Source organism: Flavobacterium chuncheonense, assembly GCF_042686145.1.
Classification (GTDB): Bacteria; Bacteroidota; Bacteroidia; order Flavobacteriales; family Flavobacteriaceae; genus Flavobacterium; species Flavobacterium chuncheonense.
Genome location: NZ_JBHUPC010000020.1, coordinates 16049 through 41109, shown reverse-complemented (window position 1 = coordinate 41109; position 25061 = coordinate 16049). Strand labels below are relative to the sequence as shown.

Below are 25061 nucleotides of genomic sequence, written 5' to 3'. Positions count from 1 at the left end.
TAATTATGAAGCGTAAAATTACATTAACACTTTTAGTTGTAGCTCTGCATTTTTTGGCTTTTGGTCAGCAAAAAGCAACTGGACTGATAGATTTAGCATCTAATATGAAAGCACAATTGGTTTTGGATAGTGGAACATCAACTGTGGTTTTGACACTTTCGGGGCCAAATGATAGATGGTTTGCTTTGCAGTTTGGGTCATTTACTGGTGGTATGCAAGCTGGTTCTGATTTAGTGTATTGGAACAATGTAACCTTAGTAGATGCAAAACATAATGGAGTAGGTGTAACACCTTCTGTTGACGCATCAAATGATTGGACTCTAATTTCTAATACTAATAATACACCGAGTACAGGCTTACGAACACTAGTGTATTCAAGACCTTTCAATACTGGTGATTCAAATGATTTTGTTTTTAATTTTAATGATACTACTGTTGATTTTGCTTGGGCGCGTTCGAATAGTACTTCTTTTACATTAGCCTATCATGAAGTGGCTAACAGAGGTGTCTTTTTAAATACAGCATTCTCTACTTTAAATGCCCAAGATTTTTCTTTGAATCAGGTTAAAATTTATCCTAATCCATCGAATGGGGTGATAACTTTTGAGTTACCTGTTGTAATTGAAGCTTTAGCTATTTATTCTTTAACAGGAAAACTGGTAAAAGAATATGAAAATTTAGCAGCACAAACAGTTACTATTAATACTGATAACCTTGAAACTGGGGTTTATTTTGTAGAACTTCGTAATGAAGGTGAGTCAATGTGGAAAAAAGTAATAATTGATTAAGCAGAATTCTATATGAGAAAAATACTTTTATTATTGATGTTGCCAATGTGTGCGTTGGCACAAGACGATTTGTTGGCGGAAATTGATACCGATACTTCAAAAGTTGTTGTGACATCTGCTTTTAAATCGCTTAAAATAATAAATTTAGAATCTACAAAATTAGCGGCTCAAGGTGATTTTTATTTTATTGTTGCGCATAGATTTGGATCAATAAAGTCTGGTTTTGAAACTTTTTTTGGATTAGATGATGCCAACACGCAGATTAAATTTTTGTATGGTTTTACCGATTGGTTGACGGTTCATGTTGCGCGTAGTGGTTTTCAAAAGTCATACGAAGGAGCTGTTAAATATAGATTAATACCGCAACAAGAAAATGGATTCCCTTTTACCATTGTCGGGTTTAATAGTTTGGTTGTTAATGCAGAATTAGATGATAGTTTGTTACCCGATTTAAAGTTTGAAAATAGACTGAATTATACTACTCAATTGTTGATGTCAAGAAAGTTTTCGGATAAATTATCATTGGAGGTTGCGCCAACATTTTTTCATGAAAACTTTGTAGCAAATGATCTACAAGATAATAGTCAGTTTGCAATTGGAATGGGAGGTAGGTATAAAATTTCCAATAGGGTGGCTTTAGCAATGGATTATGCCGCGCATTTGAATAGAGTATCTAATAGTGTTGCTCATAATCCTTTGTCTGTAGGTGTAGATATCGATACTGGAGGTCATGTTTTTCAATTGCATTTTACCAATTCTCAAGCCATACATGAAACAGGTTATTTAGGGAACGCCTATGGAGATTGGGGAGATGGTGATATCTTTTTTGGATTTAATTTAGTTCGTGTGTTTTAAAGAAGTATAAAAAAAAGTCCTGATGAAATCAGGACTTTTTAATTATTTGATAATAGTTTGTTTTCTATCTGGACCAACAGAGATAACTTTAATTGGTACTTCAACTTCTTTCTCAATGAATTCGATATATTCTTTCAATTCGGTTGGAAGTTCTTCATAAGTAGTCATTCCTGTTAAATCAGCTTGCCAACCTTTCATTTGTGTTAATATTGGCTCAACGTTTTCTGGCTCAATATTGTATGGTAAATGTTGGATTTCTTCTCCCTTATATTTGTAGCCTGTACAAACATTTAATGTTTCAAAACCAGAAAGTACATCACCTTTCATCATGTATAATTCTGTAACACCATTAACTTGTACAGCATATTTTAAAGCTACTAAGTCTAACCAACCGCAACGACGAGCGCGTCCAGTTACAGAACCAAATTCGTTACCTACTTTTGCCATTGTACTACCTACTTCGTCAAATAATTCAGTAGGGAAGGGGCCGCTACCAACACGAGTAGTATAGGCTTTGAAAATACCAAATACCTCTTTTACTTTATTAGGAGCGATACCTAAACCTGTACAAGCACCTGCAGCAGTAGTATTTGATGAAGTTACAAATGGATAAGTACCAAAATCAACATCTAATAAAGAACCTTGTGCTCCTTCTGCTAAGATTGATTTTCCTTCTTTTAAAGCTTTGTTTAAGTATTCTTCACTGTCAATGAAAGTTAATTTTTTCAATTCTTCAATAGAAGTGAAAAATTCTTCTTCCATTTCTTGTAAGTTGTATTGTAAGTTGACATCATAAAAAGCAATCATTGCTTCATGTTTGTCTGCTAACGATCGGTAACGCTCTTTGAAATCTTCTAATTCAATATCTCCTACACGTAATCCATTTCTACCTGTTTTGTCCATATAAGTTGGGCCAATACCTTTTAAAGTAGAACCAATTTTAGCTTTACCTTTAGAAGCTTCAGAAGCAGCATCAAGTAAGCGATGCGTTGGTAAAATAAGGTGTGCTTTTCTAGAAATTAATAATTTTGATTGGATATCCATATTGAATTTCTCTAAGCCTTCAATTTCTTTTTGAAAAACAACTGGATCAATAACCACTCCGTTTCCGATAATGTTAATCGCCGTTTTGTGGAAAATTCCAGAAGGGATAGTTCTTAATACGTGTTTAATACCATCGAACTCTAGTGTATGACCTGCATTTGGTCCGCCTTGAAAACGAGCAATAATATCGTATTTTGAGGTAAGTACATCAACAATCTTTCCTTTACCTTCATCACCCCATTGAAGCCCTAGTAGTAAATCTACAGTCATTTTAGTAGTTAATTTATTAATTAGTTGTATTATTTTTCTTTTTTTGTTCCATAAAAATAAAGCGAGTGTGTTTGTATGTCAACACCAAATATTTCTTCCATAGTTTGCTTTATTTGTTGAATTCTTGGATCACAAAACTCAATTACCTCACCAGTATCGGTTAAAATGATGTGGTCGTGTTGTTTGTCAAAATATGATTTTTCATAATGTGCTTGGTTTTGGCCAAACTGATGACGACGAACCAATGCACACTCCAATAACAATTCAATGGTATTGTAAAGTGTAGCACGGCTTACACGGTAATTTTTATTTTTCATTTTGATATATAATGACTCGATATCAAAATGTTCATTTGAATTGTAAATTTCTTGAAGAATAGCGTAGCGCTCAGGTGTCTTGCGATGCCCTTTTTCTTCTAAGAATTGCGTAAAAACGTTTTTTACAATTTCTTGGTTTTTATTGTTTTCCATTGTTTCGTATGAAAGAAATGCAAAGATACTTTTATTTTTTTAATTGAAATAATTGTCGTTGCGAAATCCGTTAAATCTTATGTTTCAATTGTTAATTTTGATAGACACGCGTCACTTTATCGATACCGTCAACGGTTTTTATGTTGTCGATTAGTCGTTTAAGTACAGTGTTGTTTGGGACAATTACAGTAATCTGTCCTTTAAAAATTCCGGCATCTCCACTCAAAGAAATATTTTGAATGTTAACGTGCATTTGATTGGAAATAACTTTAGTTAAATTATTCGTCAATCCTAAAGTATCCATGCCTGTAATCTTCAAAATGGCTTTAAACTCTTCTTGACTTGAATCTACCCATTTGGCAGGAATAATACGATATGCGTAATTCGATTGTAAACTTATAGCATTTGGACAGTCTTTACGATGTACTTTGATACCTTCGTTTATGGTGATAAATCCAAAAACTTCGTCGCCAGGAATTGGGTTACAACAACTAGATAATTTATAATCTAGTTTGTCATGTTCTGTACCAAAAACCAGCAGATCATATTTTTTGCTGATTTCGTCTTTTTTGAGATTTTCTGGTTGCGCAGAAGGTGAGCGTTGTATTGTCTTTTTGAAAAAGTTAACCAAAGTATTGCTTTTCTGTGCTGCGTAATCTTTTAGTTGTTGGTTTTCAATAATTCCGAGCCCTATACGGTAAAACAAATCCAAACTTGTTTGTAGTTTGAAAAAGTTTACTAGTTCGTTTGTTGTAGCTTCGTTTAATGTAATTTTTAAATGGCGTAATTTTCGTGTAAGGATTTCTTTTCCTTCTTCGGCAATCTTTTTAGTATTCTCGTTGAGAACGTTTTTGATTTTGGTTTTTGCTCTTGAAGTAGTTACATAATCAAGCCATTGTGCATTAGGTTTTTGATTTGGAGAAGTGATAACTTCTACTTGATCTCCACTATTTAAAATATGATTCAAAGGGACAAGTTTTCCATTCACGCGAGTACCCCTAGTGTGGACTCCAATTTCAGAGTGAATTGAAAAAGCAAAATCCAAAGAAGTGGCACCTTTAGGCAGTGATTTAATATCACCCTTCGGTGTGAATACGTAAATTTCTTTTGCGTACAAGTTTAGTTTAAAATCTTCAACAAAGTCAACTGCATTAGCCGATTGGTTTTCCAATGCCTCTTTCAGTTGGTTTAACCAAATTTCTAAACTATGTTCTTCGGTATCAGCATTTTTATATTTATAGTGAGCAGCGTACCCTTTTTCTGCAATTTCATCCATTCGCTCACTTCGAACCTGAATTTCTACCCAACGGCCTTTTGGTCCCATAACGGTAATGTGTAAGGCTTCGTATCCAGTAGATTTTGGCGATGAAATCCAATCACGCAAACGACTTGGACTTGGGCGATAATGATCTGTTACTATCGAATAGATTTTCCATGCTAAAAACTTCTCATTGTGCGCATCAGATTTGTATATGATACGTAAGGCAAATTTGTCATAAACTTCTTCAAAAGAAACGTTTTGTGCACGCATTTTTCTACGTATCGAATAAATCGATTTTGGTCGACCTTTTATAGTGTATTCGATGTTTTCTTCATTCAAAGAATCAGAAAGTACATCGGAGATTGATTTAATATAAGCATCTTGTTCCTGTTTGGTTTCTTTGATTTTGCTTACAATCTCTTGAAATACTTCAGGTTCAGTATATTTTAACCCTAAATCTTCTAATTGGGTTTTAATGTTGTATAAACCTAATCGGTGTGCCAAAGGAGCATAAATGTATAGTGTTTCAGAAGCAATTTTGGCTTGCTTATAATCCACCATACTTCCCATAGTTTGCATATTGTGAAGGCGATCGGCAATTTTAATTAAGATTACGCGAACATCTTCATTTAATGTCAAAAGCATTTTACGGAAGTTTTCTGCTTGTAACGATACGTCTTGGTCGGTTTTTACTTTGGCTATTTTGGTTAATCCTTCTACAATTTTTGCAATTTTAGGATTGAACATTTTTTCAATATCTTCAACCGTAATGTCGGTATCTTCAACCACATCGTGCATTAATGCTGCAGCAATAGATGTAGCGCCCAATCCTATTTCTGAGGCTACAATTTTGGCAACAGCTATTGGATGAAATATATAAGCTTCACCTGATTTTCTTCTTTGATCTTTATGGGCTTCCACCGCAACATCAAAAGCTTTTCGAATTAGTTTTTTATCTTCATCAGATAGCGTTTGATAACTTATTCGTAGTAACTCTTTATATTCTTGCGCAATGGCTTTGTTTTCTGCTTCAATATCAATCTCTGTCATATATGTACTTTATCTAACTTCTAAAGTTAGTACAAAGTTACGAAATGTACAAGGTTGAAACTAACAATTATTAGGGTATCCTTTACAAGAAATTTCGTTGCCTTTTGGCTTCGAATAGCAAGATTGCCGCAGCAACCGAAACATTCATAGAATCAATTTCACCTTGCATTGGAATGATGATGTTTTGTGTACTTTCAGAACGCCATTTTTCAGTTAGCCCAGTAGCTTCGGTTCCTACAACTAATGCTGTGGGTGTGGCGTAGTTTTGTGTATGATATTCTGTTGAGTTTTGTAAAGTAGCGGCATAAAAAGAAATGTTGTTTTCTTTTAAAAAAGTAATGACTTCATCGGTAGTACCAATTGCAATTTGACGTGTAAACAAACAACCCACGCTCGAACGTACGATATTAGGATTGTATAAGTCACTTTTTGGATTGGCAATAATAACTGCATCTATGTTTGCTGCATCAGCAGTACGAAGGATTGCTCCAATATTACCAGGTTTTTCCAATGATTCCGCAACAAGTATGAGTGGGTTTTCAGAAAGGTTTAAATCCGAAAGTGCTAAACTTTTTGTTTTGGCAATAGCTAAGAGACCTTCGGTTGTATCGCGATACGCTAATTTTTTGTAGACGTCTTTTGAAATTTCTATTTTTTCTATTTTATTAAAACCCATCAATATGTCTACTTGATTTTCAGAAATGATTTCGGGTAAAAACAAAATAGTTTCCAATACGTAATCTCCTTTTAAAGCCAATTCAATTTCACGTTGTCCTTCAATTAAAAAAGTTCCCGATTGTTTTCGAGCTTTTGATTTTTCTTGTAATTGAACAAGTGATTTTATAAATGGATTTTGAACGGAAGTTATTACTTTCATGCTGATTACTTTCCTGCAAAATTACAAAAAAGGCTTTTCATTATTTTGAAAATTAATTTGTATGACTTTTGTTTTCATTTAGTAGAACATCAAATAAGCGAAGTCTATATTTAATTAAAGGGTAAAAAATAATTTCGAATGTTGAATAATTATCGATTCAAGTATAAATATCCGGTGAGAGGTTTAGGGTAATCGGGGTCGTTTAAATATAAAATATAATAATAAGTACCTTCAGGAGCTTTTTTATTATTAATACCCTCTGCAACATATCCATTCCAATTCGGAATGGTGTTATCACCAGTCCATAATAAGCGTCCCCATCGGCTGTATATTTCTAATTTAAAATTGACAAAAATATCTCGTAAACCATCAATGAAAAAATCATCATTCATGCCATCGTTGTTAGCGGAAACAGCATTGTACACTGTGGGAGGACAGTTTTTAGTAAGTAATATAAATGATGTAATTGAAAAGCAACCCAATTCATTTTCAATACGAACAAATATTTCTTTTGGAGTAATTGAAGTTTCGTAGTTACTTGTATTTAGAATGGGATTACTGTTACTAAGTGCGTCTTCTTGTGATTCATGGAAACTTACATTGTCGTTGTTGTCATTAACAACTAAATTTTCATATGACGAAAAATCAAAGACACCTTTTGTTAAGCCTAAATTACATGTTTCTAATGGAGGTAATCCGTTGGATATTGGCGATAACCATTGAGATAGCGTAATATTAAAACTGTTGTTGTCTTCATTTAATTCTGGTACTGATTCAGTGTAATCAACTATTGCGGTTAATGTAAAGTTTTCAGGAGCATTTAGAGGAATGATGAGCGTTATTACACCAGTTTCACTTCCTCCAATAGGGATATCATTTTGAGTGGTTGCAGTACCAATTAAGATGTTATTAATGTAAAAACCAATTGTAGTGTTAGCAGGTAAAACATCAGTACTATTTGTGTTGTTTACGGTATATGCTATGCTAAAATTTCCAATATCACATGAAGTATTGTATTCAGAAAGTGTTACAGTAGCGTCAGGTAATTGGCTGTTAAGTTTGGTAACAATGGTATTTAGCATGACATAATCATGACCTGATTGTAGGGTTACGGTGGCAGAAGTAGTTCCAGGAACAATGTAATTTTCTATGGAGTAGATGTCTAAATCCATATTGTAAAGCGTAGCGGAATTCGTTTCAGTACTAGTTCCATTAAAAGCATTTGTTGGTGGATTCAAACTATTACTAAGAATATTGGTAACACCATTTGAAGAAAAATGCAATTCTTCATTAGTAGCAAGGCCACTATCACCTTCCCAAGCAATGAAGCCTATTTTAGCCCCTGTATTACTTATTAAATAGAGATTGTCTAAGTTAATTGTTAGTGAATCCATTATTGGAGGAACTACATATGGATTTGGTGATAAAGCTTCATAACCATGATAAACATTAATTTGATTAAGCGCTAGATTTTGGTTTTCATAAATTACTAAAATGGCCCAACCCGCAAACTGAGTAGCATTTTGTATGTATGTTGAAATTAAGTAATTCAAATCAAAATCAGATAGTGTATAGTCTCCATTCCCTGTGGATTGTACAAAAGAGGTAATATCTTTAAAAGCACTGAAATAGTCATAATTGCTGAAGCTCCCATTTAAACCAAATAAGATATCTGGTGTCATATCGGTTCCGTTTAGTTTTATTTCTGTATCACCTGTTCCCATTCCAGCCCAATATAGATAGGCAGCTATTATAGTGTCGTCGTTTTGTAAATTAAGAGTAGCTGTGGAAGATGTAAAAATTCCATTGGGGTATGAATTTGTATTTTCTACTGGGTTCATGGTGTTACCAATAAAAGTAAAATCGTAACGACCATTCCATTGTGTATAAAGGCTAATGTCTTGAGAAAAAGCATGTAAAGTGTTAAGAAGTAGGAATGTGTAAAGTACTATTTTAATATGCAATTTCATTTTATTGGGAATTAAACTACCAAGTTACTAATAATTTCAGAAATTATTTGATATGATTGATAGGTGACTTAAAATTTTGTAATTTTCCAAAATTAAATGAATCCTTTGAAAAACTACATCATTAAGCAGTATAATTCAGATTATTTTGCGCTTTGGAATGCGTTTATTGCTCAAGCAAAAAATGCTACTTTTTTATTTCACCGCGATTTTATGGAATATCATAGTGATAGATTTGAAGATTTTTCATTAATGGTTTTTGATGAGAAAAATAAATTGAAAGCTGTTCTTCCTGCCAATAGGGAAGGAGATGTTGTTTTTTCACATAAAGGATTGACTTACGGAGGACTTATAATAGATAAAAAGTTAAAAGGAGAAGAACTTTTTACTATAATGGATTTGTTACTCGAGTATTTGAAGCTGCAAGGATTTAAAAAGTTTATTATGAAGAGTCTTCCGATTATTTATAATAAATACCATTCTTCTGAAATTGATTTTTATTTATTCAGTAAAAAAGCAACTATCATCAGAAGAGATATGAATTTAGCTTTTCCGTTGCATAAGACAGAATTATTATCGAAAAGTAAGTTGAAACATAATAGAAAAGCAAAATCACTTTATATGGAAATAAAGCAGGAAACTAATTTTAGTGGTTTTTGGGAACAAGTTTTAGTACCCCGACTTTTAGAAAAACATCAAGCTAAACCAGTTCATAGTTGTCAAGAAATTGGGTTATTAGCCAATCGATTTCCAAATAATATTAAACAATTCAATGCGTATTTTGAAGGAAATCTTGTTGCGGGGATTACTGTTTTTGAGAATGAAAAAGTGGTAAAATCACAATATGGTGCTACAACTGTTTTAGGTGAAAAAATAAGAGCTTTGGATTTTTTGTTTTTTGAACTTTTTGAAAAATACAAAGAAGAAGGTAAAGAATATTTTGATATGGGAATTGTTATGGACTCAACTTTTAAAGAAGGTTTTAATCCAGGACTTTTAAAACAAAAAGAAGAATTAGGGGGTGTGATTTTTTGTCAAGATTATTACGAGCTAAATTTGTTAACTTCTATTTAGTATGATAAAATTTCTTGATTTAAAGAAAATAAATAAACCTTTTGAAGCGGAATATCAATCTAAATTTCGAAGCTTTTTGGATGCAGGTTGGTATATTTTGGGAAATGAGGTTAAATTGTTTGAGCAAAACTTTGCGGACTACTGCGGTGTTAAACACTGTATTGGAGTTGGAAATGGTTTAGATGCTTTGGTTTTAATTTTAAAAGGCTATATAGCACTTGGTAAATTGAAAAAAGAGGATGAGGTTATTGTTCCTGCTAATACTTATATAGCAACAATTTTAGCTATTATTCAAGCTGATTTGGTTCCTGTTATGGTAGAACCTAATTTACAAAATTATAATATTGATACCGAATTAATACGAAGTAAAATTACCACTAAAACCAAAGCCATTTTACCCGTTCATTTATATGGGCAGTTGTGTGAAATGCAATCTATATTGAGATTAGCAAAAGAATATAATCTTTTAGTTATTGAAGATGCGGCTCAAGCACATGGTGCGTCAAGTGAAGGTCAGAAAGCGGGAAGTTTTGGTCATGCTGCGGGGTTTAGTTTTTATCCGGGTAAAAATTTAGGCGCTCTGGGAGATGCTGGAGCTATTACTACAAATGATGATGCTTTAGCTCAAGTTTTGTTTTCTATTCGAAATTATGGATCGGAAGTGAAATATAAAAACGATAGAATAGGTGTGAATTCAAGATTAGATGAATTACAAGCGGCTTTTTTAAATGTAAAACTTCCTTCTTTAGAAAGGGACAATGAAACAAGAAGAAGTTTAGCAAAACGTTATATTTCCGAAATACAAAACGACAAGATTTTTTTACCTTTTTGGAATTTAAGCTCCAATCATGTTTTTCATTTATTTGTAGTTCGAACGAAGGATAGAAATCATTTGGCTGCCTATTTGAAAGAAAATAGAATTGAGACTATGATTCATTATCCTATTGCACCACATAAACAAAATGCATTTGATTTATGGAATTCATTGTCTTACCCTATAACCGATAAAATTCATGAGGAAATATTGAGTATCCCATTGAATTGTTCATTGAGTGAGTTAGAAGTACAAAAAATAATCACGACATTAAACCAATACTGATTTGTCTAAGATTAGGAATTTTTTTTATAGCAATCTATTTAGAGTTTCTTCATTAAATAGTTTAAGTTTATTAATCCGTATTTTTACAGGGTTAGTATCTTCTTGGGCTATTTCAAGATTAGTTGGTCCTTCAGGAATGGCTTTAATGGGAAATTTTAGAAGTTTTACCAGTAGTTTGGAAGCTGTCGGTACTTTAGGTTTGCAAAATGGTATTGTTAAAACGATTGCTGAAAAACAGAAAGATAAAAAAGAAGTCTATACTTTATTGTCAACGGTTTTTTATGTGTTGTTAGGTTTTTCGGCCTTACTAAGTAGTTGTGTTTTTTTTAATTCAGACTATTTTACTATTACACTGTTAAATGGTAATATGCAATACGAATTGGCTTTTAAAATTGTAGCACTTACAGTTCCATTTGGTATTTTACATTTATTTTTTACCGCTGTAATCAATGGTTTCAGTGCTTATAAAAAGGTTATAAGTACCACGATTTTTAGTCATGTTTTTGGACTTTTTCTTACAGTTTTTTTAATGTGGAAATGGGGTGTTTTAGGAGCTTTATTAGCGGTTTCATTATTGTCGATTTTTTTATTTTGTTTTTCAGGATTTTATTTCACAAAATTGGTTTCAGTGTCAACTTTGTTGGATTTTCAAAATTTTGATTTTAATCAAATAAAAAAAATATGGGTTTACGCTTCTATGGCTTTATTTTCTGCTATAGTTTCACCTTTGATTTACATTTACATACGAAAATTGATTATGCAATTTCAATCGCTTGAAGCTTCTGGTTTTTATGAAGCGATGAATCGAATTTCAAGTTTTTATATGATGTTTATCACAAGTTTGGTATCTTTATATTTTCTGCCTGAAATGTCAAAAACTATTCGTATTGTAGATAATAAGCCTATTATATATCAGTATTATAAAACAATTTTTCCTGTTTTTGCGTTAGGATTAGTCTTGTTGTATTTTATGCGTGATACAGTAGTAGAAATATTATATACCGATGAGTTTTCATCAGTTTCCAATTTGTTTATTTGGCAGCTTGTAGGTGATTTTTTTAGAGCCGCTACTCTTATTTTGGCCATACAATTTTTTGCGAAGCGAATTGTAAAAACCTATTTCATCACTGAAGTTTTATCATTTTCAATTTTATGTATATCGAGTTATTATTGTATTCAGAATTTTGGACTAGAGGGTGCAGTAATGGCGTATGCTATTACTTATGTTCTTTATTTTCTGGCAATAGTGTTTTATTTTAGAAAAATGTTATGATGGGAACTAGAGTGGTATTAATTATTCCTTTTTATAATGAGGAAGAACGTGTTTTTTTTCAAGATTTTCATGAAGCATTTCATACTTACAAAAAGTTAGATTTTGTTTTAGTAGATGATGGAAGTAATGATGCTACCCCTAGAATATTAAAACAATTAAGTGAAGAATTTTCAAATGTAAATCATATTATTTTAGATCTAAACAATGGGAAAGCTGCAGCTATCCGTGAAGCGGTTTTAAGAGTTGATGCTAAAAATTATGATTATATTGGATACTTAGATGCTGATCTGGCAACACCAATTGAAGAAATAGCTCGTATTTATGATTTTGCCACTCAAAATCAACAGTTTAATTTTATAATGGGCAGCCGAATTAAATTGTTAGGTAATACAATACAACGTAGTTTAAAACGTCATTATTTTGGTCGTGTTTTTGCAACTATTGTAAGTCAAGTTGTACTCAAAATACCAGTTTATGATACCCAATGCGGTGCAAAAATTATAAAAATGAATTTAGCTATAGCTATTTTCAAGAAGCCTTTTATTACCAAATGGCTTTTTGATGTTGAATTGTTGCTTCGCTTTAAACAATTAGACCCTCAATTTGAATTGAAAACGATTGAATTACCATTACAAACTTGGATTGAAAAAGGAAATTCTAAGATAAAATTTTCAGACTTACTTAAAGTGCCTTTTCAACTGTTAAAAATATATTTCCATTATGTTAGATAAATTCAATGTTTTATTAAATAAACTTGATGCAATTTCCATTCCTTTTTTAAAAAGTAAGGAAGTGAAATTTTTAGTACTATTTGGTTTTTTATACCGATTTGTATTGGTGTTGTTTTATACAACAGTTACAAAATATCCAGATAGTGGAGGTTTTTGGGAATTAGCGGATTATTTGATGAATTTTGATTTATCAGAGTATACCGGTGAACGCAGCCCTGGATATCCCTTACTTATTTTTTTGGGATTAGGGAGTAATATTTTGACGGTTATTTACCAATTTATTTTAGGAGTATTTACCTCTGTTTTTTGGTATAAAATTGCCTTGAATTTAAATTTTAAAACGCAAAATGCACTTTGGATTACTCTATTTCTAGAGACTTTTTTACATGTGTTCTTTTATGAGACAGCTATTTTAATGGAATCATTTTCTCTTTTCTTTTTTGGAGTCATTTTTTACTACCTGACGGATAGTTATTTCGAGAAAAAGAGTTTAAAGAATGAAATTGTGTTGAGTTTACTTTTTGGATATTTGGTGTTGATAAAACCATTCTTTGCCTATATTCCATTTCTTATTTATGCTTTTTCAGTTATTAAAAATTTTAGTTGGCGAACATTTGTCAATCAAAAAATAGTCATTCTTATTTTTCCATTAGTAGCGTATTTTGGATGGTCTTATGTCAATAAATTGAATACAGGGTATTTTGTTTCGACTAGTTTTTTAGGTTTGAATATATCACAAAATTGCGTCTACTTTGCAGAGAAAGGCCCCAAAGAATATAAATGGATTATGGAACCCTATGTAAAAGCACGTGAAGCGCGCATTGTAAGTGGCGAAGATGTTGCAATGTCAGTTTGGCAAGCACATTACGATGAATTAAGATATCGTTATCCATATTTTCCAGAGTGTTCTTATCATTTAGGTGAGTATGCTAAGGCAACGATTAAAAATAATTTGGACGATTATTTTTATCAAGTAATCACAAAGTCGTGGTTTGATTTCTGGAAGGTTCGAATTTACTGGAGGTACGATGAATTCAATTTTAAATATGCTAACATTTTATTTTTAGTAATTTGGAAAATCCAAGGATTTATCTTGTATATCTTAAAATTTTCTTTTTTATTGTTAGTTCCTTTTTACACTTTTCTGTTTTTCAAACAAAGGAAAATTACTCCAGAAATTGTTATAGTAGCTGTAGTTTTTGCAGGTTCTGTATTACAAGGTTTAGTAACATATGGGACAAATGTAAAATATAGTTTTCCGTATGAATTCTTGATGATATTAACGGTATTTTTATTCGTTAAGCACTTTGTGAAGCTTCCCAAAGATTGGAATAAGTTTTTGCAATAATAGTGTATTCATGATTTTTGATAATGAACTTTCGCGCATTAATTCCAATCGTATTTATTGCTTCCGGGTTTTCAATTAAGTAGGATAATTTGTTAACAAGGTCGGATGTATTTGGAATAGCATTAATACAGACCTCATTTTCTTCAAGTTTGTAATGACTCAAAAAATCTTGTCCAGCACCTGTAAATAAAACTTTGCCTTTTGCCATAGCTTCTAATGCGTTGTATCCTTGATCGTAAGCATAAACTTGATCGAGTAGGATATGAGCTTTGTTATATAGGGTAATATATTGTGAGTAAGGAATGTTTTCTGTAATTGTAATTTCAACTTTTTCTAGATATTTCTCTTGAATTTGTTGGAGAGCTTTTTCAAAATAAGTGATTCCTTTTTTCAAATAGCTTAATCGGTTAATGCCTAAAAAAATAATGATTTTATCCTTGATTTCAAAAGGTGTATACTCAATTTTGAACGTGTTAATCGGGTTAGGAATAAATGTTGTTTTGAACCCCATTTTTTGCATTGGAATTTCATAATCCAAATCAGATGTGATTAAATTTTGACAATTTTGAGCCAACCAATCAAAAGTTTTTCGATAGGCCTCTTTTTGGTATTTTAAAGGATAACGAAATTGTTTTTCTAAAGTTGGATCTTCAAAATATGGGGTTAAAATAGAATATTTTAGTTCGTTTTTAAGAAGGTAATCGATAATAGGAGTTTCGTCACCACAAACTAATAAACTTCTTGATTTTATATTAGAAAACAACCTTTTGTATAATAAACGTGATAAACCAGGGTAAGTTTCTAGGGCATCAGAATTGATAAGCTGTACATGATCAAAATCTTTAAACTTATCAATGAGAAAATAAAAGCGAATGGCTTTTTCAATTTTTTCCAAGTCAAGGGTAGTTGCTTTTCGTATAGCACGAAACAAAAAATTTAAAATCCCTTTTTGATTGCAAATTTTGGCATAAATTGAATAATCCACAGGAAATTGCTTGAATTTGTCTCCACAGCCTACAATAATTACTTGATGACCTAAAGTTTCTAAACCTTCTTTTAAAGAATTGTGGAGTCTGCTGTATTCGCCAAGTAAAAGTATTTTCATGAAATATTCAAATAACTAATTTCTGATTATATTTGCGTAAATATACTATAATTTAAAGTGCTTTATAAACAAGACGATTTAGAAATTGCAATTTCAACCATGCATCAAGAGAATCTTGAATTTTTATTTAAGATGTTTTCAAATGATAGCTGGAAATTACATTCCATTCTGATTGTTAATCAAACTTTGGGTATTCCCTTGGTTTCCAATTACAAAAATATTAGAGTACTAAATATTGAAGAATTTGGTTTGTCAAAAAGTAGGAACCTTATACTTAAGCAAGCAAAAGGGAAATTGATACTACTAAGCGATGATGATGTAGTGTTTTTACCCGATTTTAAAACTACAATAATAGAAGCTTTCAATTCTTTTATGGAGTTGGATGTGATTCGATTTCAGTTTTTAAAACAAGGGATTTTGGCTAAAAATTATCCTAAAGAATCTAGAAGTGAATTAAATTGGTTTCAAATCTTAGACACTTCATCTGTAGAATTGGTTTTGAAAACGGAGTCAATTGAAAAATTTAATTTGTCTTTTGATGAAGATTTTGGCTTAGGTGCATCATTTGCAATGGGTGAAGAAGCTGTTTTTTTAGCCGATTTAAAAGCTAAAAAGGGTAAATTAGGATTTGTACCTGAAACTATTTTAAGACACCCAAACGATACAACTGGAACTAAATCAACTAGTAAAGAAATTTATCAAAATCAAAGTGCTGTTTTTTATAGAATATTTAAGCAGAAATATGTACTTTGGATTCTGTTAAAGTTGTTTTTTGATGTGAAACAGCATAAAATTAAAGTACAACAACTGAAAAGTTTGTTTTCAGAAGCAATTAAAGGAAAAAAGGCTTATGTCAATCATACAAAACTGTAAAACTATAATAATTCCAAAAATTGAAGATCCCAGAGGTAATCTTTCTGTTATAGAAAATGAGGTTATTCCATTTGACATTAAACGCGTTTATTACTTGTATGATGTTCCGGCTGGAGCTGAGCGAGGCGGACATTCGCATAAGTTTCAACATGAGTTTTTAGTTGCACTTTCTGGTAGTTTTAATGTAATATTAGATGATGGGAGATCTAGAAAAGAGGTAACTTTGAATAAACCTTTCGAAGGATTGTTAATTACTAATGGAATTTGGCGTGAATTGAAAGATTTTTCTTCAGGTTCTGTATGTTTAGTAATTGCTTCAGATATTTTTGATGAGGAGGATTATATAAGAGATTATGAAGATTTTAAAAAGGGAACTATTTAATTACTTAAAAGTAAATTATTGTAAATTATTTTTAGATTTTTATAATGATTTTCCATAGACTGTGTTTTGGAGTAGGTGTATGCATTGCTTTCTAATTCTTTTCTAAGTTGTTCATTTTTTATCAATTCTTGCATGCTTTTTTGTAATGCCTTTGAATTATTATGAGTATATATCAAACCACTATTACTATTTATAATTTGGTTTTTAATGCCTACTAAATCACTAGCAATTACAGTTTTTGAAAATGAAAATGCTTCGAGTACAGTATTTCCATAAGATTCTAAAAATTCACTTGGCAACACTACAAATTTAGCATTAGCATAGAGTGTTTTGAGTTGTTCCCTATTTTGATTGCCAACGAATTCAACTTGTGTTAATTGATGTTGCTGTTTAAAATGTTCAAGTTGTTCAAGTTGAGTACCTTCACCTGCAATAACTAATTTTTCTTTTGGAAACTTTTGTGTAACAACTTTAAATGCTTTTAATAAAGTTATAAGCCCTTTTTCGGGTTCAATTCTACCAACAAACAAAATGTGATTACTAGTAGAAGTATTGATATTTTCGGAATTGTCTAATAGGCAAGGGTTGGCTAAAGTTTTACCTTCTAAGTGAAAATGTTTTTTTACGGCATCAGTTAAGTTATCAGAAGGGGTTAAAAAGTAGCTTACGTATTTGTTCAGAAATTTTTTGTGATATTGCTGTTTTAAGTAACGCAGACTGTCAAAAACTATATTTCGCTTTGGGTGATGATAAAAAATACATTCTAAAGCACTATTATGCTCTTTAATGATTTTACCGTCATAGGTTAACATGTAACTTTTTGGGCAGATATAATAGTAATCACGAAAAGAATAAAGTATAGTGATGTTTTTGTTTTTAGCATACCGCATGAAATGAGGCGTAATAGTAGATCCAATATTGAAGCAATGGATTACATCGGGTTTAAAATCATCAATTAACTTTTTTATCTCTTTTGTCGATTTGTTGTTGTAAAATTTCTGTATCCAATTGACTTTTTTGGAATCATTTCCATACCAAAGAAATTCAATGTTTTTATCTTTTGTTGCATACTGAATTAGTTCTAATAAATAATTTTCTACCCCGCCTAAAACAAGGCTTTGACTGAAATTATTTATTAGTAAAACTTTCATATGTTTAGTATTAAATGATTTAAAAGTATTTATAGGGAAAAGCAAGGTTTAAATTATAAAAAGATATTCCTTAGTCTTAAATTATACAAGCAAATGTACTATTTTTGGATACTTATGCAAGACAAGATACTTAATATAGTGGCTTTTGATAACCCTTATCCACCCAATTACGGTGGCGTGATTGATGTTTATTACAAAATCAAAGCGCTATATGAAATTGGTTTTGACATTCATTTGCATTGTTTTGTTAAAGAAGTTCCGAAGGAATGTATTGAATTACAGTTAATTACTGCTTCGGTAAACTTTTATAAGACGGAGGTTAAATGGTATCATTTATTCAGTAGTTTGCCTATTTCAGTTATTTCAAGAGCTCAAAAAGAATTAGTTGATAATTTAGTTAAAATTGATGCGCCAATTTTATTTGAAGGACTAAAAACGACTTGTCTTTATAATGATGTTCGGTTAAAAGCAAAAAGTAAATATTTGAGATATCATAATATTGAGCACAATTATTATAAAGGATTGGCACTAAGTGAAACAAATTTGGTTAAGAAATTTTTGTTTTGGATAGAATCCAATCGTTATAAAAAATATGAAAACACAGTTTTAGGCGGTTTTAAATCCGTACTCACACTTTCAAATGCGGATGATTATCATGTGAATACTATTTTTGGAAATTCAGTTTTAGTTCCTGTTTTTCACGGTAATTCTTCTGTAGATGAATGTTTATCTGAATTTGGTGAATTTACCCTTTTTCATGGTGATCTAAAAACTTCAGATAATTTAAAATCAGCTTTTTTTGTTATTGAAATTTTTAAGAAAATAAAAAATCGTAAGCTTGTCATTGCTTCAAGTTCAGGTAAAGAAATTATAACTAAAAAAATAGAGCACCTTCAAAACATACAGTTTATTGAGTTACAAACAAACGAACAATTGAAAGAATTATTTACAAATGCGCATATTTGTATATCGTGGTCATTTCAAAAATCAGGTACAAAACTTAAACTGATTAATACTTTGTTTCAATCAAGACATAATGTAATCAATCAAAATATTACAGATAGTCAAGAAGTAATAGGATTGTGCCACATTGTTGCTTCTAGCAGTGAATTAGTTGAAACTATAAATAGATTAATGGAAATGCCGTATGCACAAAAAGAACTGATTAGACGAAAAAAAGTTCTTATTGAAAAATTAAACGATTTTCAAAATGCAAAAAAGCTAGTAGAGGTTATTGATTAAACCGTCCTTTGAATAACTTCAAATACTTTTCCTTCATCAAATTTTAATGTTTTAGAAGGATATTTAAGTAATAAAGCATAATCGTGAGTAGCCATTACGATTGTTTTGCCATTTGAGTTGATTTTACGTAAAAGTTCCATTACTTCAACACTTGTTTGAGGGTCTAGATTACCTGTAGGTTCGTCTGCTAAAATAAGCTCTGGATCATTTAAAAGCGCTCTGGCAATTGCAATACGTTGTTGTTCTCCACCAGACAATTGATGTGGCATTTTATTAAGGTAATTTTTCATGCCTACTTTATCCAATACTTCATCAATTTTGTTATTCATGTCTTCCTTCACTGTCCACCCAGTAGCACTTAGTACGAATAAAAGATTTTCTTTTACATTTCGGTCTGGAAGTAACTTGAAGTCTTGGAAAACCACTCCTAATTTTCTTCTTAAATAAGGGATGTCTTTTTCCTTTAATCCGTTTAACTGATAGTCTACTATAGTACCTTGTCCATCAGTCAATGGCAAGTCAGCATATAGTGTTTTTAAAAAACTACTTTTTCCTGCACCAGTTTTTCCAATTAAGTAAATAAATTCCCCTCTTTTTACATCAAGGTTAACATTTGTAAGAACAGGATTTTTGTCTTGATAAACATTTACATTTTGTAAAGAAAGGATAGTGATTGACATAATAAAAATATGGATTATGGTGTAAAAGTAATAACTAAAATTTGGCTAACAAAATTTATAACTACTTTCGGTAAAATTTATTGTTTTGGCATAAAACTTGTTCAAAAGTTGTTGCAATAATATGGCACAGTGCTTCGTTATTGTGTTGAACTAATCTTATCTTTGAAGCACCAAATTATACGAGAAATGATAAAAACATTCCGACTTTCGTTATTTTTATTAACATCCAGCCCTATTTTATTACAAGCCCAACAATCGTCAATTTATACTCACGATTTAAAAGAGTTTGATAATGCCGTAAGCTTGTATAAAGAAAAACAATACCAATCTGCTCAAATTCTTTTTGAAAAAGTAAAAGCCTCTCAGAATAATTTAGAAGTTAAATCTGATTGTGCTTATTATATTGCCAATTGTGCTATTCGATTGAATCAGTATGGAGCAGATGCATTGATTGAACGATTTGTAGAAGAATTCCCAACAAGTACTAAACAAAACCAAGCTTTTATTGAAGTAGCCCATTATTATTTTGATGAAGGGAATTATCCAAAAGCATTAGAGTGGTTCAATAAGGCTGATACTTCCTCTATGTCAAATACAGATAGAGAAAGGTATAATTTTCAAAAAGGGTATGCTTTTTTTGCTACCAAGAATAACAAAGAAGCTCAAAAATACTTTAATAAAGTAATTAACTCACCAGTATACGGTAGTCAAGCGAAATATTATTTAGGCTATATTTCGTATGATTCTGATGATTACAAAGGAGCAAGTCAATATTTTGACCAAGTTTCAGATCAAGAGAAGTACAAAGAGAAAATGGGGTATTTTCAAGCAGATATGAATTTTAAGCTTGGAAATTTTCAAAAAGCCATTGAATTAGGTGAAGCACAATTGCCAAAATCGAATGCAGTTGAAAAAAGTGAATTGTCAAAAATTATTGGTGAAAGCTATTTTAATCTAAAACAATACGATAAAGCCTTACCTTATTTAAAAGCTTATAAGGGTAAAAAAGGAAAATGGAACAACACGGATTATTATCAATTAGGCTATGTTTATTACCAACAAAAGGATTATGAAAATGCCATTGCGCAATTCAATAAAATTATTGATGGTAACGATCATGTAGCGCATAATGCGTATTATCATTTGGCAGAAAGTTATTTGAAAACCGATAAAAAGCAACAATCTTTAAATGCTTTCAAAACAGCTTCAGAAATGGAATTTGAGCCAAAAATTCAAGAAGATGCGTATTTAAACTATGCAAAACTGAGTTATGAATTGGGTAATCCGTATCAATCGGTTCCAGAAGTTTTAAATGGTTATTTGGCAAAGTATCCAAATTCATCGTACAAGCAGGAAATCAACAATCTGTTGATAAACTCATACATTACTTCGAAGAACTATACAGAAGCGCTATCGCTATTAGAGAAAAATAAGACTGCCGAAAATCGATTAGCTTATCAAAAAGTGGCATTTTACAGAGGTTTAGAGTTGTATACCGATGGGAATTATAGTGGGGCTTTTGATTTGTTTAAAAAATCAATTGCAGAAAATAAAGATTTGATCTACACGGCTCGTGCAACTTTTTGGAAAGCGGAAACGGAATACAATTTAGATCAATACACCGAGGCCATGTTGAGTTTTAAACAGTTTGTTAATTATGATCAAGCTGCTGCAACTCCAGAGTTCAAAAATGTGAATTACAATTTAGCGTATTCATATTTCAAATTAAAAGATTATGATAATGCCATAAAACATTTTACGGAATTTATTGGTCAAGTTAAAAACGATAATGTACGCAAAACCGACGCTTATTTACGTTTAGGAGATTGTAATTTCATTTCGGCAAAATATTGGCCTGCAATGGATGCTTACAATAAAGCTATTGATATGAAAAGTGTGAATGCAGATTATGCTGCTTTTCAAAAAGGAATTAGCTACGGATTTGTGGGTAAAAATGATAGAAAAATTGAAGATTTAGAAAAGTTCGTAAAAACGTATCCGTCTTCTCAATACGCAGATGATGCGCTTTATGAATTAGGAAATACCTATGTAAATGAGAACAACGAATCGAAAGCAATTGCAACATATGATAAATTGATTGCCAATTATAAATCGAGTTCATATGTAGCAAAATCAATTTTGAAACAAGGTTTGATTTACTATAATAATAACAAGAGCGAACCAGCTTTGGTGAAGTTTAAAAAGGTTGTAGCAGAGTTCCCGAATTCGCCAGAATCAATTCAAGCAGTAGCAACAGCACGTTTGATTTATGTTGATAATGGACGTGTTGATGAATATTCGGCTTGGGTGAAAACTTTAAGTTTTGTTGAAGTTTCAGATGCTGATTTGGATAATACGTCTTATGAGTCGGCTGAGAAGCAATATTTGATGAATAATTCAAAACAAGCTATTTCAGGATTTACAAATTATTTAGTGAAATTCCCAAATGGATTGAATGCATTAAAAGCAAATTTCTATTTAGCACAATTGTATTTTGCTGACGGTTTAGAAAGTAATTCGGTTAAACATTACGAATATGTGGTTGCACAACCTAGAAATGAGTTTACCGAGCAAGCATTAGCGCGTTTGTGTCAAGTACATTTGAAAGCAAAACAAAATGATAAAGCGATTGCAGTTTTATTACGTTTGGAGAATGAAGCTGATTTTCCTCAAAATAAAACGTATGCACAATCGAATTTGATGAAAGTGTATTACGAAAAGGAAAATTACACGAGTGCAGTAGTGTATGCGGATAAGGTATTAGCTAATGATAAAATTGACGATAGAATTAAAAGTGATGCGCAAATTATTGTAGCGCGTTCAGCGATTAAAACGAATAATGAAGTTAAAGCAAAACAAGCGTATGCAGACTTGTTGAAAATTGCAAAAGGGGAGTTGGCAGCTGAAGCATTGTATTATGATGCTTACTTCAAAAATAAAGAATCGAAATTTGAAGCATCAAATACCGTTATTCAAAAGATAGCAAAAGATTATTCAGGTTATAAATATTATGGAGCCAAAGGTTTAGTTATAATGGCTAAGAACTTTTATGGATTAAAAGATAGTTTCCAAGCGACTTATATTTTAGAAAGTGTAATTAAAAATTTTACAGATTATCCAGATGTAGTGGAAGAAGCAAAAGCAGAATTGGAAAAAATTAAAGCCGAAGCTGCTAAAACAAACTCATCAGTAACAGAATAATTTTTTATATCCTATAGTATTTATTATGAATAGATTAAATATATATATAACAGCCGGTATTACTTTAATGGTAAGTCAGATTTCCTTTTCTCAGGTTAAAGATGAGAATATCGGTTCAGAAGTAGTAAACATTGTTAAACCTTATACGCCAACAATTTCTGATGCGTTTAAAGTAAAGGAAACTCCGGTTATAGAAGATGAATCGAATACTCAAAAAGAAGAAATTCAATACAATATCTTTTCATTTCCAGTAGCGTCAACTTTTACACCAGCAAAAGGGAAAGCAGCTGCTGTAGATAAAGCAGAAAGAGAGAAGTTGTACCGTAATTATGCGACTTTTGGTTTTGGTAATTATCCAACTATTAATGCAGAACTTTTTGTAACTGAAAATTTCGGTAGAAATAGTTATATTGGCGGTATGTTGCGTCACTTGTCTTCACAAGGAGGTATTAGTGGAGTTGTTTTAGATGATAAATACGCGACTACTGATTTTGATGTTACCTACGGAAGTAGAACTCGGGATATGAGTTGGAGTGCTGATTTGGGAATAAAAAATCAAATTAGTAATTGGTACGGTTTGCCAATAGAAAATATCGTTTTTTCTGAAGAAACAATTGGAAATATAGATGAAAAGCAATCTTATACAACAATTATGTTGGGTGGAAAAATGAGCATGGAGAAAAGTTTTTTCAATGAAGCTTCAATGCAATTTAAGCGCTTTTCAGATGCATTAGGTTCAGGAGAAAATCGTTTTTGGATTCAGCCAAATTTTGATTTTAACGTAATGGATCAAAAAGTGAATGCCGATTTTGTATTGGATTATGTAGGAGGTAATTTTGATAAAATGTATGAAAGTGATGCTGCAGGTATTGATTATAGTACTTTCGCTTTGGGAGTAAAACCTAGCATTCTGTATCAAGAAGATGATTTGTCAATTCAAGTAGGAGTTGGTCTTTTTTATGCGTCAACAAAATTAAATAATGAGACAGATGGTAAAATTTTAATTTACCCAAACATAAAAGCATCATATAAATTAGTAGGTGATTTATTAATTGGTTATGCTGGTGCAGAAGGTGGATTGAATCAAAACTCATATGCTGATTTTGTGGATCAAAATCCATTTGTGTCGCCTACATTATATGTTGTGCCTACTGATAATAAATTTGATATTTATGTTGGTTTAAAAGGGAAATTGGCAAATGCTGTAGCGTTTAATGTAAGAGGTTCCTATAAAAATGAAGTAAGTAAAGCGATGTTTATGAGTAATGCTTATGTGTTTGAAAACACCAATACTGAAGGTTATGCTAATGCAAACTCTTTTCAAGTAGTTTATGATGATGTGAGTACTTTTTCATTTTTTGGTGAATTAAAAGCCGATTTTTCTAAAAGTTTCACAGCTGGTTTAAATGGGACTTTTAGTGCTTATTCAACTGATGTTTACAACGAAGCTTGGAATTTACCAACAATGAAAATTGGAGCAAGTGTAGACGTGGATATTACAGAAAAATGGTATGCCGGTTCAAAAATTTTCTTTGTAGGAGAACGTAAAGATATGGTAAGTAAGCAAAGCCTTGTTGCTGTTTTTCCTCCTGAATTTTCACAAGAGGTGGTTAGCTTAGATAGTTATTTCGATTTAAATGCGCATGTAGGATATAAATATAATGATAGACTTACAGCCTTTTTAAGAGGAAATAATTTAGCGAATCAACAATACAACCGTTGGACAAACTATCCTGTACAAGGTATTCAAGTGGTTATAGGAGCAAATTATAAATTTGATTTTTAAATAAGAACAAAATTTAAGTACAACCCGCAAGTAGTAATTCTTGTGGGTTTTTTTATTTTTGACAAATGACATTAAAAGAAAAAGTTCACATCAATTATCAAGATTTTATATCGAAGCGTATTTCAACGTTACGAAATATGATTACAGATTTAGCTGAAGATGCGCAGAATGATGCCAAAGGTTCAGCAGGAGATAAACATGAAACAGCGCTTTCTATGATGCATCTGGAGCAAGAAAAATTGAACCAAAAGCTAAAAGAAGTTTTAGAACATAAAGCAATTTTAGAGGGTATTGCAAATGAACAAAATGTATCAAAAGTTGTTTTGGGAAGTTTGGTAGAAGTGGAGGGGATGTACTTTTTTGTTAGTTGTGCTTTACCAAAAATAGTTGTTGACGGTCATCAAATTATCGCACTGTCTTCGCATTCTCCTTTAGGGAAAGAAATGTTGGGAAAATCTGTAGGGCAAACCTTTGGTGTGAACGCAAGTTCTTTTGTTATTCAAAGTATTATCTAAAACTTTTGTTATTTATAAA

At 31.5% G+C, this 25061-nt stretch carries 21 protein-coding genes; 13 read left to right on the top strand and 8 right to left on the bottom strand.

Going from position 1 to position 25061, the window contains the following annotated elements; all coding sequences use genetic code 11:
• Positions 1–5: 5 nt before the first annotated feature.
• Both ACFS5J_RS12600 and ACFS5J_RS12595 read left to right on the top strand, forming a co-directional pair.
• The gene (locus ACFS5J_RS12600; RefSeq protein ID WP_379812580.1) at positions 6–788 is read left to right on the top strand and encodes a T9SS type A sorting domain-containing protein; all 783 of its coding nucleotides are present in this window, start codon (positions 6–8) and stop codon (positions 786–788) included.
• Between the two features lie 12 nt (positions 789–800).
• Positions 801–1643, top strand: coding sequence for a DUF5777 family beta-barrel protein (locus tag ACFS5J_RS12595; RefSeq protein ID WP_379812579.1), 843 nt, complete (start codon positions 801–803; stop codon positions 1641–1643).
• Positions 1644–1685: 42 nt separating this feature from the next.
• On the opposite strand, the gene ACFS5J_RS12590 is transcribed toward ACFS5J_RS12595, so the two are convergent.
• From ACFS5J_RS12590 to ACFS5J_RS12570, 5 genes are all read right to left on the bottom strand, one after another.
• Complete coding sequence (locus ACFS5J_RS12590) at positions 1686–2957, bottom strand: adenylosuccinate synthase (protein WP_379812578.1); 1272 nt, start codon at positions 2955–2957, stop codon at positions 1686–1688.
• 29 nt (positions 2958–2986) lie between these two features.
• Entirely contained in the window at positions 2987–3427 is a 441-nt protein-coding gene (locus ACFS5J_RS12585; RefSeq protein ID WP_379812577.1) for a Fur family transcriptional regulator, read from the bottom strand.
• 91 nt (positions 3428–3518) lie between these two features.
• Positions 3519–5738 carry a RelA/SpoT family protein gene (locus tag ACFS5J_RS12580; RefSeq protein ID WP_379812576.1) on the bottom strand — a complete coding sequence of 740 codons (2220 nt, stop codon included), beginning with the start codon at positions 5736–5738 and terminating at the stop codon, positions 3519–3521.
• An 82-nt stretch (positions 5739–5820) separates the two neighbouring features.
• Entirely contained in the window at positions 5821–6615 is a 795-nt protein-coding gene (locus ACFS5J_RS12575) for a TrmH family RNA methyltransferase (protein ID WP_379812575.1), read from the bottom strand.
• A gap of 149 nt (positions 6616–6764) precedes the next feature.
• Positions 6765–8585 (bottom strand): T9SS type B sorting domain-containing protein, encoded by a 1821-nt coding sequence (locus ACFS5J_RS12570; RefSeq protein WP_379812574.1) that lies wholly within the window; start codon positions 8583–8585, stop codon positions 6765–6767.
• A 96-nt stretch (positions 8586–8681) separates the two neighbouring features.
• Here ACFS5J_RS12570 and ACFS5J_RS12565 point away from each other — a divergent pair, with 96 nt between their 5' ends.
• Genes ACFS5J_RS12565 through ACFS5J_RS12545 form a run of 5 tightly spaced genes read left to right on the top strand, consistent with a single transcriptional unit; the run spans position 8682 to position 14107 of the window.
• Positions 8682–9656: a FemAB family protein gene (locus ACFS5J_RS12565; protein WP_379812573.1), complete on the top strand. Its 975-nt coding sequence runs from the start codon at positions 8682–8684 to the stop codon at positions 9654–9656.
• Position 9657: 1 nt separating this feature from the next.
• On the top strand, positions 9658–10755 hold the full coding sequence (locus ACFS5J_RS12560) for a DegT/DnrJ/EryC1/StrS family aminotransferase (protein ID WP_379812572.1): 1098 nt from the start codon (positions 9658–9660) through the stop codon (positions 10753–10755).
• 1 nt (position 10756) lies between these two features.
• Positions 10757–12028: an O-antigen translocase gene (locus tag ACFS5J_RS12555; protein WP_379812571.1), complete on the top strand. Its 1272-nt coding sequence runs from the start codon at positions 10757–10759 to the stop codon at positions 12026–12028.
• Positions 12025–12759: a glycosyltransferase gene (locus ACFS5J_RS12550; RefSeq protein WP_379812570.1), complete on the top strand. Its 735-nt coding sequence runs from the start codon at positions 12025–12027 to the stop codon at positions 12757–12759. The genes ACFS5J_RS12555 and ACFS5J_RS12550 overlap by 4 nt, the downstream gene beginning before the upstream one ends.
• Positions 12749–14107 (top strand): hypothetical protein, encoded by a 1359-nt coding sequence (locus tag ACFS5J_RS12545; RefSeq protein ID WP_379812569.1) that lies wholly within the window; start codon positions 12749–12751, stop codon positions 14105–14107. The genes ACFS5J_RS12550 and ACFS5J_RS12545 overlap by 11 nt, the downstream gene beginning before the upstream one ends.
• Here ACFS5J_RS12545 and ACFS5J_RS12540 read toward each other — a convergent pair.
• Positions 14058–15212, bottom strand: a complete 1155-nt coding sequence (locus tag ACFS5J_RS12540) for a glycosyltransferase family protein (RefSeq protein ID WP_379812568.1) — start codon at positions 15210–15212, stop codon at positions 14058–14060. The genes ACFS5J_RS12545 and ACFS5J_RS12540 overlap by 50 nt on opposite strands.
• A 57-nt stretch (positions 15213–15269) precedes the next feature.
• Between ACFS5J_RS12540 and ACFS5J_RS12535 the strand changes: the two genes are divergently transcribed.
• Together ACFS5J_RS12535 and ACFS5J_RS12530 are read left to right on the top strand one after the other, a co-directional pair.
• Positions 15270–16085: a glycosyltransferase family 2 protein gene (locus ACFS5J_RS12535; protein WP_379812567.1), complete on the top strand. Its 816-nt coding sequence runs from the start codon at positions 15270–15272 to the stop codon at positions 16083–16085.
• Complete coding sequence (locus ACFS5J_RS12530; protein ID WP_379812566.1) at positions 16063–16467, top strand: sugar 3,4-ketoisomerase; 405 nt, start codon at positions 16063–16065, stop codon at positions 16465–16467. The genes ACFS5J_RS12535 and ACFS5J_RS12530 overlap by 23 nt, the downstream gene beginning before the upstream one ends.
• Here the strand turns inward: ACFS5J_RS12530 and ACFS5J_RS12525 are convergent.
• On the bottom strand, positions 16464–17618 hold the full coding sequence (locus ACFS5J_RS12525) for a glycosyltransferase family 4 protein (protein ID WP_379812565.1): 1155 nt from the start codon (positions 17616–17618) through the stop codon (positions 16464–16466). The genes ACFS5J_RS12530 and ACFS5J_RS12525 overlap by 4 nt on opposite strands.
• A 93-nt stretch (positions 17619–17711) precedes the next feature.
• Between ACFS5J_RS12525 and ACFS5J_RS12520 the strand changes: the two genes are divergently transcribed.
• Positions 17712–18860, top strand: a complete 1149-nt coding sequence (locus ACFS5J_RS12520; protein WP_379812564.1) for a hypothetical protein — start codon at positions 17712–17714, stop codon at positions 18858–18860.
• Here ACFS5J_RS12520 and ACFS5J_RS12515 read toward each other — a convergent pair.
• Positions 18857–19540, bottom strand: coding sequence for a cell division ATP-binding protein FtsE (locus tag ACFS5J_RS12515; protein ID WP_379812562.1), 684 nt, complete (start codon positions 19538–19540; stop codon positions 18857–18859). The genes ACFS5J_RS12520 and ACFS5J_RS12515 overlap by 4 nt on opposite strands.
• Positions 19541–19726: 186 nt before the next feature.
• On the opposite strand from ACFS5J_RS12515, the gene ACFS5J_RS12510 reads away from it, so the two are divergent.
• The 3 genes from ACFS5J_RS12510 to ACFS5J_RS12500 all read left to right on the top strand — a co-directional run bounded on the left by ACFS5J_RS12510 (position 19727) and on the right by ACFS5J_RS12500 (position 25042).
• The gene (locus ACFS5J_RS12510) at positions 19727–22741 is read left to right on the top strand and encodes a tetratricopeptide repeat protein (RefSeq protein WP_379812561.1); all 3015 of its coding nucleotides are present in this window, start codon (positions 19727–19729) and stop codon (positions 22739–22741) included.
• A gap of 25 nt (positions 22742–22766) precedes the next feature.
• Positions 22767–24527, top strand: a complete 1761-nt coding sequence (locus ACFS5J_RS12505) for a TonB-dependent receptor (protein ID WP_379812560.1) — start codon at positions 22767–22769, stop codon at positions 24525–24527.
• A 65-nt stretch (positions 24528–24592) separates the two neighbouring features.
• Positions 24593–25042 carry a hypothetical protein gene (locus tag ACFS5J_RS12500; RefSeq protein WP_379812559.1) on the top strand — a complete coding sequence of 150 codons (450 nt, stop codon included), beginning with the start codon at positions 24593–24595 and terminating at the stop codon, positions 25040–25042.
• Positions 25043–25061 lie beyond the last annotated feature (19 nt).

Bases quoted from the DNA above. Each gene is read 5' to 3' on its own strand.
- ACFS5J_RS12600 (WP_379812580.1), top strand. From the start codon at position 6: ATGAAGCGTAAAATTACATTAACACTTTTAGTTGTAGCTCTGCATTTT.
- ACFS5J_RS12595 (WP_379812579.1), top strand. From the start codon at position 801: ATGAGAAAAATACTTTTATTATTGATGTTGCCAATGTGTGCGTTGGCA.
- ACFS5J_RS12590 (WP_379812578.1), bottom strand. From the start codon at position 2,957: ATGACTGTAGATTTACTACTAGGGCTTCAATGGGGTGATGAAGGTAAA.
- ACFS5J_RS12585 (WP_379812577.1), bottom strand. From the start codon at position 3,427: ATGGAAAACAATAAAAACCAAGAAATTGTAAAAAACGTTTTTACGCAA.
- ACFS5J_RS12580 (WP_379812576.1), bottom strand. From the start codon at position 5,738: ATGACAGAGATTGATATTGAAGCAGAAAACAAAGCCATTGCGCAAGAA.
- ACFS5J_RS12575 (WP_379812575.1), bottom strand. From the start codon at position 6,615: ATGAAAGTAATAACTTCCGTTCAAAATCCATTTATAAAATCACTTGTT.
- ACFS5J_RS12570 (WP_379812574.1), bottom strand. From the start codon at position 8,585: ATGAAATTGCATATTAAAATAGTACTTTACACATTCCTACTTCTTAAC.
- ACFS5J_RS12565 (WP_379812573.1), top strand. From the start codon at position 8,682: ATGAATCCTTTGAAAAACTACATCATTAAGCAGTATAATTCAGATTAT.
- ACFS5J_RS12560 (WP_379812572.1), top strand. From the start codon at position 9,658: ATGATAAAATTTCTTGATTTAAAGAAAATAAATAAACCTTTTGAAGCG.
- ACFS5J_RS12550 (WP_379812570.1), top strand. From the start codon at position 12,025: ATGATGGGAACTAGAGTGGTATTAATTATTCCTTTTTATAATGAGGAA.
- ACFS5J_RS12545 (WP_379812569.1), top strand. From the start codon at position 12,749: ATGTTAGATAAATTCAATGTTTTATTAAATAAACTTGATGCAATTTCC.
- ACFS5J_RS12540 (WP_379812568.1), bottom strand. From the start codon at position 15,212: ATGAAAATACTTTTACTTGGCGAATACAGCAGACTCCACAATTCTTTA.
- ACFS5J_RS12530 (WP_379812566.1), top strand. From the start codon at position 16,063: ATGTCAATCATACAAAACTGTAAAACTATAATAATTCCAAAAATTGAA.
- ACFS5J_RS12525 (WP_379812565.1), bottom strand. From the start codon at position 17,618: ATGAAAGTTTTACTAATAAATAATTTCAGTCAAAGCCTTGTTTTAGGC.
- ACFS5J_RS12520 (WP_379812564.1), top strand. From the start codon at position 17,712: ATGTACTATTTTTGGATACTTATGCAAGACAAGATACTTAATATAGTG.
- ACFS5J_RS12515 (WP_379812562.1), bottom strand. From the start codon at position 19,540: ATGTCAATCACTATCCTTTCTTTACAAAATGTAAATGTTTATCAAGAC.
- ACFS5J_RS12510 (WP_379812561.1), top strand. From the start codon at position 19,727: ATGATAAAAACATTCCGACTTTCGTTATTTTTATTAACATCCAGCCCT.
- ACFS5J_RS12505 (WP_379812560.1), top strand. From the start codon at position 22,767: ATGAATAGATTAAATATATATATAACAGCCGGTATTACTTTAATGGTA.
- ACFS5J_RS12500 (WP_379812559.1), top strand. From the start codon at position 24,593: ATGACATTAAAAGAAAAAGTTCACATCAATTATCAAGATTTTATATCG.